14 protein-coding genes and 1 pseudogene are annotated in these 13,195 nt (G+C 64.4%); 7 read left to right on the top strand and 8 right to left on the bottom strand.

All coding sequences use genetic code 11. The features are described from left to right. Positions 1–118: 118 nt before the first annotated feature. A pseudogene (locus ACGLHR_RS19495) lies at positions 119–523 on the top strand (OB-fold nucleic acid binding domain-containing protein); the annotation flags it as partial. Between the two features lie 112 nt (positions 524–635). Here the strand turns inward: ACGLHR_RS19495 and ACGLHR_RS19490 are convergent. Further along, positions 636–881: a hypothetical protein gene (locus ACGLHR_RS19490; protein ID WP_400095925.1), complete on the bottom strand. Its 246-nt coding sequence runs from the start codon at positions 879–881 to the stop codon at positions 636–638. A gap of 433 nt (positions 882–1,314) precedes the next feature. Beyond that, positions 1,315–1,557, bottom strand: coding sequence for a hypothetical protein (locus tag ACGLHR_RS19485; protein ID WP_400095924.1), 243 nt, complete (start codon positions 1,555–1,557; stop codon positions 1,315–1,317). A gap of 272 nt (positions 1,558–1,829) precedes the next feature. On the opposite strand from ACGLHR_RS19485, the gene ACGLHR_RS19480 reads away from it, so the two are divergent. From ACGLHR_RS19480 to ACGLHR_RS19455, 6 genes are all read left to right on the top strand, one after another. Then, positions 1,830–2,444: an acyl-CoA dehydrogenase C-terminal domain-containing protein gene (locus ACGLHR_RS19480; protein WP_400095923.1), complete on the top strand. Its 615-nt coding sequence runs from the start codon at positions 1,830–1,832 to the stop codon at positions 2,442–2,444. Beyond that, on the top strand, positions 2,384–3,583 hold the full coding sequence (locus ACGLHR_RS19475) for an ABC transporter substrate-binding protein (RefSeq protein WP_400095922.1): 1,200 nt from the start codon (positions 2,384–2,386) through the stop codon (positions 3,581–3,583). Before ACGLHR_RS19480 ends, ACGLHR_RS19475 begins: the two co-directional genes overlap by 61 nt. 139 nt (positions 3,584–3,722) lie before the next feature. Next, positions 3,723–4,493, top strand: coding sequence for an ABC transporter ATP-binding protein (locus tag ACGLHR_RS19470; RefSeq protein ID WP_400095921.1), 771 nt, complete (start codon positions 3,723–3,725; stop codon positions 4,491–4,493). 13 nt (positions 4,494–4,506) lie between these two features. Next, positions 4,507–5,232, top strand: a complete 726-nt coding sequence (locus tag ACGLHR_RS19465) for an ABC transporter ATP-binding protein (protein ID WP_400095920.1) — start codon at positions 4,507–4,509, stop codon at positions 5,230–5,232. Between the two features lie 17 nt (positions 5,233–5,249). Then, positions 5,250–6,137 (top strand): branched-chain amino acid ABC transporter permease, encoded by an 888-nt coding sequence (locus ACGLHR_RS19460; protein ID WP_227314478.1) that lies wholly within the window; start codon positions 5,250–5,252, stop codon positions 6,135–6,137. After that, positions 6,137–7,171 carry a branched-chain amino acid ABC transporter permease gene (locus ACGLHR_RS19455; protein ID WP_400095919.1) on the top strand — a complete coding sequence of 345 codons (1,035 nt, stop codon included), beginning with the start codon at positions 6,137–6,139 and terminating at the stop codon, positions 7,169–7,171. The genes ACGLHR_RS19460 and ACGLHR_RS19455 overlap by 1 nt, the downstream gene beginning before the upstream one ends. A 59-nt stretch (positions 7,172–7,230) precedes the next feature. Here the strand turns inward: ACGLHR_RS19455 and ACGLHR_RS19450 are convergent, their stop codons facing one another. The 6 genes from ACGLHR_RS19450 to ACGLHR_RS19425 all read right to left on the bottom strand — a co-directional run bounded on the left by ACGLHR_RS19450 (position 7,231) and on the right by ACGLHR_RS19425 (position 13,190). Next, positions 7,231–7,860, bottom strand: a complete 630-nt coding sequence (locus ACGLHR_RS19450) for a hypothetical protein (protein WP_400095918.1) — start codon at positions 7,858–7,860, stop codon at positions 7,231–7,233. A gap of 27 nt (positions 7,861–7,887) precedes the next feature. Then, entirely contained in the window at positions 7,888–9,426 is a 1,539-nt protein-coding gene (locus ACGLHR_RS19445; RefSeq protein ID WP_400095917.1) for a 3-hydroxyacyl-CoA dehydrogenase, read from the bottom strand. Between the two features lie 110 nt (positions 9,427–9,536). Next, positions 9,537–10,526 (bottom strand): NADPH:quinone oxidoreductase family protein, encoded by a 990-nt coding sequence (locus ACGLHR_RS19440; protein WP_400095916.1) that lies wholly within the window; start codon positions 10,524–10,526, stop codon positions 9,537–9,539. Between the two features lie 12 nt (positions 10,527–10,538). Beyond that, positions 10,539–11,651: a CaiB/BaiF CoA transferase family protein gene (locus ACGLHR_RS19435; protein WP_400095915.1), complete on the bottom strand. Its 1,113-nt coding sequence runs from the start codon at positions 11,649–11,651 to the stop codon at positions 10,539–10,541. Beyond that, positions 11,648–12,313 (bottom strand): 3-hydroxyacyl-CoA dehydrogenase family protein, encoded by a 666-nt coding sequence (locus ACGLHR_RS19430; RefSeq protein ID WP_400095914.1) that lies wholly within the window; start codon positions 12,311–12,313, stop codon positions 11,648–11,650. Before ACGLHR_RS19430 ends, ACGLHR_RS19435 begins: the two co-directional genes overlap by 4 nt. Position 12,314: 1 nt before the next feature. After that, positions 12,315–13,190, bottom strand: a complete 876-nt coding sequence (locus ACGLHR_RS19425; RefSeq protein ID WP_400095913.1) for a 3-hydroxyacyl-CoA dehydrogenase family protein — start codon at positions 13,188–13,190, stop codon at positions 12,315–12,317. Positions 13,191–13,195 lie beyond the last annotated feature (5 nt).

Genomic DNA, 13,195 nt, shown 5'->3' with positions numbered 1-13,195 from the left:
AGGAACGAGGGTAGTCAATGCCTGCGATTGGAAGCTCCATGCCCGAGTGTAACTCCGGTTAAATGGATACCCCATAGAAGAGTTATCGGCAAGATGACGGGTGACAAAAAAGCCGGCCATCGTCGCGGACTATCGATCGACAGGCCTGACACTCAACCGGCATCCGCTCGCGCTGCTGCGCCGACATCTCGCTGGTAGCCGGTTTGTGCCAGCAGAAACGCTATTCAGCTATCAGGACCGCCAGTTGGCCCGCGGCGCCGGCATCGTGACGGTGCGACAGCGCCCAAGCACCGCGAACGGCGTGCTGTTCATGACCATCGAGGATGAGACGGGATCGGTCAACGTGATCGTTTGGCCGACGGTGCTGGAGCGGTTCCGCAAAGAGGTGCTGGGCGCTCGGCTGATCGGCGTCCTGGGCCAGTGGCAGTGCGAGGGCGAAGTGAGGCATCTCGTCGCACAGCGGTTGGTGGATCTCACACCCCTGCTCGGCCATCTGCAAACGAGCAGCCGCGATTTCTGCTAGATGACGGATGCAGCTAGATTTAAAACGTCATGCCGATAAGAAGAGTTATCGGCAAGATGACGGGTGACAAAAAAGCCGCCTGCGGCCATATTCCTCACATGCCGGCGGGCCGCTAGCTGCCCGCGCGGCCAGCGGCCTTCATCTGGTCGTTAGCAAGGCTCAGCATCCGCAGGGCTTCGTCAAAAACGTGCAGCGTCTCGTCGTGGCCAGCAATGTCGGGCGGCAACCCGGCGCGATCGGCCCGTACGCCGCGGAGCAGGTCATCAAGGCTGCCGGGCTCTCGTTGCTCGGCACGTTGAAGCAGCAGGTGCAGCAGGTAGACGCAGGCGCCGAGGCGTGGGTCTTGCAATTGAGTCATCGAGACGGTCTCCGTTTGGTCATGCTGGGGGTATCGTAACGCGCCGGAGGGGCGATTTCCTTCAACGCGCTGCGGCCCTGAGTGTCGAGCCTGCAGCACACTCGGCCCATTTTCGGCGCTCGGGTGGCATTTCGTGGAGCGTCCTTTCACATTCATCGCGCGTGGCGAACGATAGCCGCATCTTCACGCTCGGCTCATCCGGTGCGGAGAGCGACAGGTACCATGCCGCAGCGGCTACCAAACTTTCCCCATTGATCCATGGCATGCACGGCTTGTTCCGTCGCAGCCGATACAGCTCGCTTCAACTTATCCATGTCTTCAATCTCCGCTATCACCGAGGGCGCGTTTTCCTTCATTGCCATTTTCGGCAGCGAGCGACGAAAAGCCGCTCGGGGCTGCTCTCCGGTGCATCAAGCGCCAAGGTTCTCGTTAATCATGGCGTGAGCACTCTGGCAAGCTGCTGAGCAGCAGCCTCTGCCTTTGCCCGGTCATCCCTTTGCAGGAGAACCGAATGATCATCTGGCCCCAGCCGCACCCGCATATGCCACTGTTCCTCTGTACGCCTTACTCGCGCAACCTCCACACGTTGGATGAGGTTCACCGGTATCCAGTGCGAGGCATTCTGACTAATCACTCGTAACAACTTGCGTTCGAGGACTTCATACTGCACGTCCATGTTCGTGTTCTCCAGGCTTGGTTTGCTTCCACTATCGGACCAGTGAGGCGTGTCCGTTTCCCTTTCAGGTAGGCCGCGTTTCCCGTCAATGCCAGATAGCGGCCTCGCTATGCTGCAGCGACGGTCTGACGTCGCGGCAGATACACGGTGATAGCCGCCGCTATCGGCGCCACTACTACCAAGACGAGCCGCACGCGAAGGTTGCCGCCGAACGGCGCGATAGTGGAGTGGGTGTATGCGACCGCGCTACAGGCTACGGTCTGAACGTTGGGATGAAGTTGTCCGCTATCGCACAGCGCACCACGACAAAGAGCGTGGCCAGCAGGCCGATCACCTCGGGACGGGGAAGTCCCTTCCATTCGATTACCCCCTATCTGATGCTAGCGGGCGAACTGGTCGCCGGGTGGCAGTTGGGGCGAGCACTGCTCGCTGCGGAACGAACAGCCGCGGCCGGGGAGCGGCCGGCGTTCATGGCGGCGAAGGCGGCCACCGCACATTTCTTGCCGAGCACATACTGGTCCAGGCACCCGTCTACCGGGGTCGCGTGCTGGCCGGCGCCGGCAGCGTCCTCGCTATGGCCACTGCCGACCAGTTTTGACGGTGTTGCACCCGGGAGCTTGGAGCCTTCCCGACTGTCTTCGGCGAAGACATGTTCGCAGGCACGAATGTACTCAGCACCGGGTCGAAGACACCCTCCAAAGCCTGGATTATCGCCAAAATGGCCGCTTTTTGGAGCTGGCACTGAAGTTGCAGATATACGGGTATGGACAGTGAATGTCGTGAGGAAAACGCTGTCCGTCACTATAACGAACGATTGGAGACATCCATGCAAGCACCCGCACTGCGCTTCGGCGCTCTTGCCGCCCTGGCGGCGTTCTGCCAGGTGACTTCCGCTGCCGAGCCCTTCCGTATTGGCGCACTGGTAGACACGACCGGTGTCTATTCCGGCATTGGCGGCCCTGGCGGCATTGCTGCCGTCAAGATGGCGGCTCAGGATTTCGGCGGCAAGGTTCTGGACCGGCCCATCGAGGTGTTGAGTGCCGACTATCAGAACAAGGTCGATATCGCTTCCACCCGTGCCCGGGAGTGGTATGACCGGAACAATGTGGAGATGATCATCGAGTCCACGGACTCGGCCTCGGCGCTGGCGCTGCAGAAGCTTGGCGAGAGCAAGAAGAAGGTCACCATCTTTGCGGGTTCCGCCACCACGGAGCTGACGGGCAAGCAATGCTCGCCTTACGGCATTCACTACGTCTACAACACGTACGCGCTGGCAAACGGCACGGCACGCGCGATCCTGGAAGAAGGCAAGAAGAACTGGTTCTTCATCACCGCCGACTATGCGTTTGGACATTCGCTCGAGTCGAATGCCGTCAGCGTAGTGGAACAGTCAGGGGGCAAGGTCACCGGCAAGGTCCGGCATCCGCTCTCGGCATCGGACTTCGCATCGTTCCTGCTGCAGGCGCAGGCGTCGAAGGCGCAGGTGATTGCATTGGCCAATGCGGGGCGCGATACCCAGAACGCGGTGCGCCAGGCCTCGGAGTTCGGACTGGGGGGTGGAAAGCAGGTCGTGGCGCCGCTGCTGATTTTCGATAGCGACCTGAAAGGCATGGGCCTGAAGGCGGCGCAGGGGCTGCAGTTCACCACGGCATTCTATTGGGACTACAACGACGAGACCCGCGCCTTCGGCAAGAAGTTCTTCGCGCAGACCAAGACGATGCCGACGATGGTGCAGGCCGGCATGTATTCGGCGGTGATGCATTACCTGAAGGCGGTGCAGGCGGCCGGCAGCGCGGACGCCGACAAGGTCATGGCAAAGATGCGCGCGACGCCGGTCAACGACTTCTTTGCCAAGGACGGCCGCATCCTGGCAAACGGGCTGATGGCGCATGACATGTACCTGGCTGAAGCCAAGATGCCGTCCGAATCCAAGAGCGAATGGGACTTGCTGAAGATCCGCAAGGTCATCCCCAAGGACAAGGCCTTCGAGCCCCTGGAAAAGAGCGCCTGCCCGCTCAAGGGCTGACGCACACGGGAACTGAAGCGGCCAGGTAGCTGGCCACGCTTCAACGTCCTTGTCTCCAGGCGTCTTTCCACGGCCACTGCGCTGCTCCGGCCGTGTGGAAGACGCTTCCTTTTCTCTCCAGACTGGCTTTCCACCTCTTATGCCGGATTTCATTCTGCAGACGCAGGGGTTGTCCAAGTCATTCAGGGGCTTCACTGCCGTCAGTGAAGTCGACCTGAATGTACGCCGCGGCTCGATCCACGCCTTGATCGGGCCGAACGGCGCGGGCAAGACCACCTGCTTTAACCTGCTCACCAAGTTCCTGGAGCCGACCGCCGGCACCATCCTGTTCAACGGCATCGACATCACGCGCGAAAAGCCGGCGCAGATTGCGCGGCGTGGCGTGATCCGCTCGTTCCAGATATCGGCCGTGTTCCCGCACCTGACCGTGCGCAAGAACGTGCGCATTGGCCTACAGCGTCAACTGGGCTCCGCCTTCCAGTTCTGGCGCGGTGCTCGTTCGCTCGACGTGCTCAATTCCCGCGCGATGGAGTTGCTCGAACAGGTCGGGCTGGCCGAATTTGCCGAGGCGGTCACGGTCAACCTGTCTTACGGTCGCAAGCGCGCGCTGGAAATTGCCACCACCCTCGCGATGGAGCCTGAACTGATGCTGCTCGACGAGCCGACGCAGGGCATGGGCCACGAAGACGTGGACCGCGTGACGCAGCTGATCAAGCAGGTCTCTGCAGGCCGCACGATCCTGATGGTCGAGCACAACATGAATGTCGTGTCGTCGATTGCCGACAAGATCACCGTGCTGCAACGCGGTGCGATCCTGGCCGAAGGCCCGTACGCCGAGGTCTCGAAGGATCCACGCGTCATGGAAGCGTACATGGGCACGGCCGACGCCGCACTACAGGGTGTGCACTGAGAGGGAAGCGGAAATGGCAAACGACAAAACACCCGCCCTGGAGATCCGGGACCTGCATGCCTGGTACGGTGAATCGCACATTCTGCACGGTGTCGACCTGACCGTGAACCGCGGCGAAGTGGTCACGCTGCTGGGCCGCAATGGCGCCGGCCGCACCACCACGCTGCGCGCGATCATGGGGCTGACCGGCGCGCGCAAGGGCTCGATCAAAGTCAACGGTCATGAAACCGTTGGCTTTCCGACGCACAAGATTGCGCACTACGGCATTGGCTACTGCCCGGAAGAGCGCGCGATCTTCTCCAGCCTGTCCTGCGAAGAGAACCTGCTGCTACCTCCGGTACTAAAGGGCGCCAATGGGGAAAACGGCATGAGCAAGGCCGAGATTTACGACATGTTCCCGAACCTGAAGGAGCGCCGCCAGAGCCAGGGCACGCGCCTGTCCGGCGGTGAACAGCAGATGCTGGCCGTGGGGCGGATCCTGCGGACGGGGGCAAACCTGCTGCTGCTCGACGAGATCTCCGAGGGGCTGGCACCCGTGATCGTGCAGGCGCTGGCACGCATGATCCTGATGCTCAAGCAGAAGGGCTACACGGTGGTGATGGTGGAGCAGAACTTCCGCTTCGCCGCGCCGCTGGCCGACCGCTTCTACCTGATGGAGCACGGCGCAATCGTCGAGCGCTTTGCCGCCGGCGAACTGCAAGCCAAGATGCCGGTGCTCAACGAGCTGCTCGGCGTGTAACGGAACGGGGGACCGCAATGAATCTTGATCTTGGAATTCCCTTGCCCGCGCTGCTGTCGCAGTTACTGCTCGGGCTCGTGAATGGTGCGTTCTACGCGATGCTGAGCCTGGGGCTGGCGGTGATCTTTGGATTGCTCAACGTCATCAACTTTGCACATGGCGCGCTGTTCATGCTGGGCGCCCTGCTGGCGTGGGCCGGCATGGAGTACGCAGGGCTCAGCTACTGGGTAATGCTGCTGTTGTCACCGCTGGTCATCGGCCTGTTGGGCGTGCTGATCGAAAAGACGATGCTGCGCTGGATCTACAAGCTCGACCATATCTACGGGCTGCTGCTCACGCTGGGGATCACGCTGGTGATCGAAGGCGTGTTCCGGTCGATCTACGGCGTCTCGGGCCTGCCCTACTCGGCGCCGGAGCTGCTGCAGGGCGCCACCGACGTGGGCTTCATGCACCTGCCCAACTATCGGGCCTGGGTCGTGATGGCGTCGATCACGGTTTGCCTGGGCACTTGGTTCATCATCGAGAAGACCAAGCTCGGCGCCTACCTGCGCGCGGGTACCGAGAACCCCAAGGTGGTCGAGGCGTTCGGCGTCAATGTGCCGCTGATGGTCACCCTGACCTACGGCTTCGGCGTGGCATTGGCCGCGTTCGCCGGGGTGCTGGCCGCGCCGGTGATCCAGATCTCGCCGCTGATGGGCCAGAACCTGATCATCGTGGTCTTTGCCGTGGTGGTGATCGGTGGCATGGGCTCGATCCTCGGCGCCATCGTCACCGGCCTGGGTCTGGGCGTGATCGAGGGCCTGACCAAGGTGGTCTACCCCGAGGCGTCATCGACGGTGGTGTTCGTGGTGATGGTGATTGTCCTGCTGCTTCGTCCGGCAGGGTTGTTTGGCAAGGAAAAATGATGACCGAATTCTCTCTCCCTTCAACGCTGACCGCGGCCGGTGGTGCGCGCGCGCCGTGGCATAGCCGGGCATCGGCCTACGTGGCCATCGGGCTGGTTGCGCTGTTGCTGCTGGCGCCGCAACTTGGTGTCTATCCGGTCTTCGTGATGAAGATCCTGTGCTTCGCGCTGTTTGCCGCGGCCTTCAACCTGCTGCTCGGCTACACGGGCCTGCTGTCGTTCGGCCATGCTGCCTTGTTCGGTGGCGCCGGCTACATGGCGGGGTATGCCATCAAGACCTGGCATGTCACGACGGAGGTCAGCCTGCTGATCGGCGTGGCAACTGCCGTCGCGATCGGATTTCTGATGGGCGTGCTGGCGATCCGCCGCCAGGGCATCTACTTCTCGATGATCACGCTCGCGCTGGCCCAGATGTTCTTCTTCATTTGCCTGCAGACTCCGCAGACCGGCGGCGAGGACGGCTTGCAGGGGGTTCCGCGCGGCGCGCTGTTCGGGGTGATCGACCTGTCCTCTGACGTGGCTTTCTACTATGTCGTGGTTGCCATCTTTGTCGCGGCGATGGGCCTGATTGCGCGCATTGTCAGCTCCCCCTTCGGCCAGCTCCTCCAGGCGGTCAAGGAGAACGAGAATCGCGCCATCTCGCTGGGCTACAGTACGGTTCGCTTCAAGCTGATGGCTTTCGTGCTTTCCGCCGCGCTGGCGGGGCTCGCAGGAGCGATGAAGGCGCTGGTACTCGGCTTCGCGACGCTGGCCGACGTCCATTGGGCCATGTCGGGGGCGGTGATCCTGATGACACTGGTGGGCGGCATGGGGACCCGGAGCGGGCCGGTCGTCGGTGCGCTCGTGATCCTGATCCTGGAGAACAAGCTCGGCGAGATCGGTGCCGGGCTGGCCGGTATCACCGGGATCGGATGGTTCGCGTCGCTTGGCGAGTCCGTCACGCTCGTGACGGGCGTCATCTTTATCGTGTGCGTTCTGCTGTTCCGGAAGGGGCTGGTGGGCGCGGTAATTGGCCGGATCCCTTCGGCGCGCTGACCGGCGGCACGGCGGTTGGCCGCCAGGTCATCGCTACCAGACGCCGCTGGCAGGGGGAGTCAACTTTGCCAGCGGCTGTCCAGCAGACGCTGCAGCAGCGCAGAGTTCACCCCGAAGCGATCATAGATCGCATCTTCAAGGCGAGCGCGATCCGGGAAGCCATAGCATCCGGCCCTTGCGGCTTGCCCGCCAGTGCCAGCCAGGTCAAACAGCGCGCGCATCAGGCGCTGCGTTGCCACCAGGTCGACAAAGCTTTCGCCTTCACTCATCAATGATCGGGACAGTCGTCCCGGGCAATCGATGCGGAGTTCCTGCGATGCCGACGCGAGCCGCCACGGCCTTTGCGGTGCCCGGAATACCGCCAGGGCCAGCGTGCTCGCGATCGGCTTGTGCCGCCGCTCTCCTGCCTCCGCCTGCCGGCCCGACGGCGGCAGCTGGCGGAACGCCACGCGGGCGCGCTCCGCCAGCAAAAGTCGCGGGGACTCGAGTGGCCGGATCGTGTGCCACGCGCCGTCGTGGCTTGCCCGCATCTGACCCGGCACGAGCAATTCACAATCGCCCTTGATGACCTCTGCAACTACGGGGAACGGGAAGCGCAGGCCGCGCAGCTGGACACGCGCATACGCTGGCGATTGCAGGATGAGCGAACGGGGCGTGACCTCCGGCGGCACTGCATTGACTTCGGTCATCCCGGTCATCGCTGGCAGGACGGCCTATCAGGCTTCGCCTGCCAGCAGTGACAGGCAGAGGCCGGCGCGGCGCCACAGCCACGGGCTTGGGCGATAGCGCATGTCGCCGGTCAGCGCTTCCATGTTGCGCAGCGTTTCCAGCACCAGTTGCGGGCCGACCGCGTCGCCGAGCGCCAGCGGGCCCTTGGGGTAGCCCAGGCCCAGGTTCACGGCGAGGTCGATGTCCGAGGGCGTCGCAATGCGCTGCTGGGCGATATCGCTGGCGAAATTGATGATGCAGCAGAGCACGCGCTGGGCCACGAAGCCGGCCGAGTCGCGGATCATCGTGACGGGCACGCCATCGCTGCCGAACAGGCCGTGCGCGGCGTCGCGGGCCGCGGCGGTGGTGGCCGGCGTGGTCATCAGCGTGCGGCGCTTGGTGGCTTCGAGCGGCAGCAGCGTGTCGATGGCGACGGTGCGGGCCGGGTCCAGACCCTGTTGCAGCGCGGCGGTGGTGGCATCCAGGCCCAGCGGCGTGACGATAATCAGGGCTTCGGCTGACGGCCGGTTGCCGGCTTCAGGCGTGACACCCAGCGCGCCCAGCAGCTTGGTCACCATCGCGTGGCCGCGCTCGCTCGCGTGGCTCACCCACACGCTGGACGGGCGCGCGGCCGGTACTGCGGCAGCGGCAGGCACCTGCTTCTGGCCATCGGCGTAGCGATAGAAACCGGCCCCGGCTTTGCGGCCGATCAGGCCACCAACCGAGCGGACCGCCGTGATCGGCGACGGGCGGTAGCGCGGCTCCTGGTAGAACTGGTTGTAGATCGACTCCATCACCGGGTGCGACACGTCCAACCCGGTCAGGTCCATCAGCTCGAACGGGCCCATGCGGAAGCCAGCCTGCTCGCGCATGATGTTGTCGATATCGGCAAACTCGGCCACGCCTTCCTGCGCCACCTTGAGGCCTTCGATGTTCATGCCGCGGCCGGCATGGTTGACGATAAAGCCGGGCATGTCCTTGCAGCGCACCGGCGTATGGCCCATGCGGCGCGACAGCGCCATCAGCGCATCGCCCACGGCCGGGTTGCCCGACAGGCCGTCGATCACTTCCACGACCTTCATCAACGGGACCGGATTGAAGAAGTGATAGCCGGCGATTCGGCCCGGCTGCTTTGCGCCCACCGCGATCGCGGTGATCGACAGCGAGGACGTGTTCGAGGCGATGACGGCATCTTCACGCAGCACCGCTTCCAGCTTGGCGATCAGGTCGCGCTTGACCTCGAGCTTCTCGACGATGGCTTCCAGCACCATATCGCAGCCGGCCAGGTCTTCCAGCGCGCCACACGGCTTCACGCGGGCCAGCGTGGCCTCGGCGTCGGCCGCGCTGATCTTGCCCTTGTCGGCGAGCTTGGCCAGCGTGTCCTGCAGGTACTGGCGGGCTGCAGCCACGGCCTGGGGGTTGGTGTCATACAGGTTGACGGTCAGGCCGGCCTGGGCGGCGATCTGCGCGATGCCGCGGCCCATGGCGCCGGTGCCGACGACACCCAGCGTGTCGATGCTGGCAATTGAGGAAAAGGTTGTGTTCATGATGTTCCGGAGAGCGGGAAAGAGGGGGGCGTCGCAAATAGCACGACAGCCGTGGGACGTCCCACGGCTGCAGACGGGCATGGCATGCGCCCGGGGCCGGTCTGGCAAGCTCAGTGCAGTGTCAGCACATACTTGCCGGATACCTGTCCCGAGGCCAGCCGCGCCAGCGCTTCACCGGCACGCGCGAGGGGCAGGGCGCCGGCGATCTTTGGCTTGAGCGCACCTTGCTGATACAGGCGGAAGATTTCCTGCTGCACGGCCAGCACCTTTTCCGGCTGGCGAACGCGATAGTCGCTCCATTGCAGGCCGCTGACGGCGATGTTCTTGACCAGCAGATAGTTTGCCTTGATCTCGGGAATGCGGCCTGCCGCGAAGCCGATGACCACGGCGCGCCCGCACCAGGCGATCGCTCGCAGCGCGGCATCGAAGACATCGCCGCCGAGCGTGTCGAGCACCACATCGGCGCCGTGGCCCGCGGTGGCATTGCGCACCTGGTCGCGCAGCGATTCGCGCAGGTCGGGGGCGGACAGATCGATCACCGCATCGGCGCCCAGTTGCCGTGCCGCCTGCGCGTGTTCAGCGCCGCTGACGCCGGCGAGCGCGATGCCACCGAGACCCTTGACGATCTGGATGGCCGCCGAGCCGACGCCGCCGGCAGCGCCGGTGACAAGCACGGTTTCGCCGGCACGGAATCCGCCACGCTCCACCAGGGCAAAGTAGGCGGTCTGATAGACGAGGCCCATGGCGGCCGCGTCTTCGAACGGCATGGCATCCGGGATACGGAAGCAGGAATCGGCAGGCACGCTGACGAGCTCAGCGAACGCGCCGTATTCCAGTTGCGCCACTACGCGGTCGCCTGGCTGGACGTGGGTGACATTGGCACCGACCGCGCGTACCACGCCGGCGGCATCCTTGCCCGGTGCGAATGGGCGTTGCGGCAGGATCTGATACTTGCCCTGCACCACCAGGACGTCGGGGTAATTGACCGCGGCGGCGCGGACTTCGACCAGCACGTCGCTGTCACCAACCTGCGGGTCGGGAAGGTCGCCGACGGTCACGGCATCTGGTGCATTGAATTCCTGAATGACGATAGCTTTCATCTCGGCTGGACCTCAACGATTCAGAAGTTGGTTGTGCGCGCCCAGGGCCGGGGAGGCGGCCGAGCGATCCGGGCGGCGAAATGCGGCATCAACGGGCACCGGCAAGGCCGGCAGGGTCCCGCCCGCCGCGGTGGTGACGGAGCGGTCGAACAGGCCGCGCGCCTGGAAATGCGGCTCGTGCCGGGCTTCTTCCAGACTGACCACACGGCTTGTGCAGACATCCTGTCCGGCGAAGCGGTCTTCCCAATAGGCAACCGGATGCAGGGCAATGGCGGCCGCCACGGCCTCGATGGCCCGGTGTGGTGACATCTTCGCCAGCGCGTTGGCATCCTGCCCGACCAGCGCGACGAAGTTGTCCCAGAACTTGTCTTCCAGCGGCGCCGCGGCCAGGAAGGCCCCATCCGCGGTACGGTAGACCTGGTAGCGCGGCGTGCCACCCGTGACCAGCCCGGATGCCGGTGCGGGCCAGTCTCCCAGCGCGCCATTGCCGAGCCCCCAGTACTGGAACGTAAAGAGGTTGTCGGCCATGGCCACGTCCAGGTGAACACCCCTGCCGGTCTGGTCGCGTTGACGCAATGCGAGCAGGATATTGATCATCGCCGGATAGGTGCCGCCGGCGATGTCGGCGATGAGGGCAGGCGGCAGGACCGGCGCGCCATCGTTGCCCGCCGTCAGCGACAGCATGCCGGATGCCGCCACGTAGTTCAGGTCGTGCGCGGCTTCCGACGCGCGCGGACCGTGCTGGCCGAAGCCGGTGATCGAGCAGTAGACCAGTCGCGGGTTGACTTCAGCCAACGCGGCGTAGCCCAGGCCCAGGCGATCCATGACGCCGGGACGGAATTGCTCGATCAGGACATCGGCCTCCCGGATCAGGGGCAGCAGCTGGCTCAGCGCCTCCGGCGACTTCAGGTCGATGGCAACGGACAGCTTGCCGCGGTTGAGCAGCACGAAGTTCGCGCTGTCGTCATCGACCTTCGGCTCGTACGAGCGCATTTCGTCGCCCTGGCCAGGGCGTTCGAACTTGATGACTTCGGCGCCCGCCTCCGCCAGCAGTAGCGAGCACAGCGGTCCGGGCAGCAGGGTGCTGAAGTCCAGCACCTTCACACCGGTCAGCGGTTGACTCATGACAAGCCTCGCTTTGCCCGTTCTTCACGCTCGGCGGCGACGCGCGCGCGCCGTGCCGGCGCGTAAGGCTCCTGGCCGAGGGCTTCGTGCAGCGCCCGGGTGACGCGGAAATGGTGCGCCAGGCCGGTGCGTTCCAGCAGCGAGATCGGGCCCTCCGGGTAGCCGAGGCCCAGACACAAGGTCTTGTCCAGGTCATCGGCGCTGGCCAGCTTCTCATCCAGGCGGCGCAACGCCGCGTTGAAGTACGGGCGGATCAGCCTGTCGACGATGCGGCCGGGAAAGTCGTTGCATACCGCGACAACCAGCCCTGCCGCCTGGAACACCGCCCTGGCGGCTTCGATCGCCGCAGGGTGCGTGCCCGGTTGCCTGACGAGCTCTACCAGTGGGCTCGGGCCGGCGTCGCCCAGCCGGAAGCGGGCGAATCCAACCACATTGGAGCCTTCTTCCCCGCGGTGCTCGCCCGTATGGGAACCCAGGCAATCGGTATCCAGTTCAATGGCGACGAACGTGCGCGATTCGTGGCCTTCGCCATTGCCGAATGCGCTTCCGGCGCCCGTGCCCAGGTAGAACAGCCCTTCGCCATGTGGTGCGGCTTGTTCGAGGAACGGGTGGAAAGTGGGAAAGGAACGGCTCTCGCCGGTTTTTACGATTTCGTAGCGCATATCAGGCTCCAAACATCTTGGTGTCGCCGTAGGTGTGGAAGCCCTTGCCGGTCTTTTTGCCCAGGCGCTTCGCAGCGATCATGCGGCGCACCAGTGGCGGGCAGGCGGCGCGCGGCTCGTGGGTCAGGCCGTGCATCGCTTCGCACAGCAGCTTCTGGGTATCCATGCCGACCAGGTCCAGCAGCTCGAGCGGGCCCATCGGATAGCCGAGCGCGGTCTTGATGGCGGTGTCGATGTCGGCCGGCTCGGCGACGCCCTGTTCCACCAGCCGGATCGCATCGTTATTGAACGGGATCAGGAAGTAATTGAGGATGAATCCCGGCGTATCCTGCGTGGCCACCGGCTTTTGCCCCATCGCCACGGAAAAGGCCCACGCTGTCTTGAAGGTCTCCTCCGAGGTGGCCAGGCCTGGCGACATCTCGATCAGCTTCATCAGCTGCGCAGGCAGGCAGAAATGCATGCCAACGAAGCGGTCCGGCCGGCCGGAACCACCGGCGATCTCGGTGATCGAGATCGTGGACGTATTCGACGCGAAGATCGTTTCCGGCGGGCAGACCTCATGGAGCTGGCCGAACAGCTGATGCTTGACCGTCAGGTCCTCGAAGATGGCTTCGATGATGATGTCGCTGCTTGCCAGGTCGCTCAGTGCGGTGGTGCCTTCCCAGCGAGACATGGCCGCGGCAGCGGCGCCGGCGGGCAGTTTGCCGCGCTGCTCGGACTTCTTCAGGAACGCTTCGGTCTGGCCGCGGGCGCGGTCCAGCGCCTCCTGCCGGGCATCGAATACGATGGTCTTGAAGCCCGCGCGGGCTGCAACGATGGCGATGCCCGCGCCCATGGTGCCGGCGCCCGCGACGCCGACGGTTTTGATGGTTGTCACGTCCG

It is taken from the genome of Cupriavidus sp. CuC1 (genome assembly GCF_044627735.1).
GTDB classification, from domain to species: domain Bacteria; phylum Pseudomonadota; class Gammaproteobacteria; order Burkholderiales; family Burkholderiaceae; genus Cupriavidus; species Cupriavidus ulmosensis.
The sequence above is the reverse complement of the archived record's forward strand: the minus strand, read 5'-3'. Positions and strand labels throughout refer to the sequence as shown.

Excerpts from the sequence above, each read along its gene's own strand:
- ACGLHR_RS19490 (WP_400095925.1), bottom strand. The coding sequence starts at position 881 with ATGACTCAATTGCAAGACCCACGCCTCGGCGCCTGCGTCTACCTGCTG.
- ACGLHR_RS19485 (WP_400095924.1), bottom strand. The coding sequence starts at position 1,557 with ATGGACGTGCAGTATGAAGTCCTCGAACGCAAGTTGTTACGAGTGATT.
- ACGLHR_RS19480 (WP_400095923.1), top strand. The coding sequence starts at position 1,830 with ATGAAGTTGTCCGCTATCGCACAGCGCACCACGACAAAGAGCGTGGCC.
- ACGLHR_RS19475 (WP_400095922.1), top strand. The coding sequence starts at position 2,384 with ATGCAAGCACCCGCACTGCGCTTCGGCGCTCTTGCCGCCCTGGCGGCG.
- ACGLHR_RS19470 (WP_400095921.1), top strand. The coding sequence starts at position 3,723 with ATGCCGGATTTCATTCTGCAGACGCAGGGGTTGTCCAAGTCATTCAGG.
- ACGLHR_RS19465 (WP_400095920.1), top strand. The coding sequence starts at position 4,507 with ATGGCAAACGACAAAACACCCGCCCTGGAGATCCGGGACCTGCATGCC.
- ACGLHR_RS19460 (WP_227314478.1), top strand. The coding sequence starts at position 5,250 with ATGAATCTTGATCTTGGAATTCCCTTGCCCGCGCTGCTGTCGCAGTTA.
- ACGLHR_RS19455 (WP_400095919.1), top strand. The coding sequence starts at position 6,137 with ATGACCGAATTCTCTCTCCCTTCAACGCTGACCGCGGCCGGTGGTGCG.
- ACGLHR_RS19450 (WP_400095918.1), bottom strand. The coding sequence starts at position 7,860 with ATGACCGAAGTCAATGCAGTGCCGCCGGAGGTCACGCCCCGTTCGCTC.
- ACGLHR_RS19445 (WP_400095917.1), bottom strand. The coding sequence starts at position 9,426 with ATGAACACAACCTTTTCCTCAATTGCCAGCATCGACACGCTGGGTGTC.
- ACGLHR_RS19440 (WP_400095916.1), bottom strand. The coding sequence starts at position 10,526 with ATGAAAGCTATCGTCATTCAGGAATTCAATGCACCAGATGCCGTGACC.
- ACGLHR_RS19435 (WP_400095915.1), bottom strand. The coding sequence starts at position 11,651 with ATGAGTCAACCGCTGACCGGTGTGAAGGTGCTGGACTTCAGCACCCTG.
- ACGLHR_RS19430 (WP_400095914.1), bottom strand. The coding sequence starts at position 12,313 with ATGCGCTACGAAATCGTAAAAACCGGCGAGAGCCGTTCCTTTCCCACT.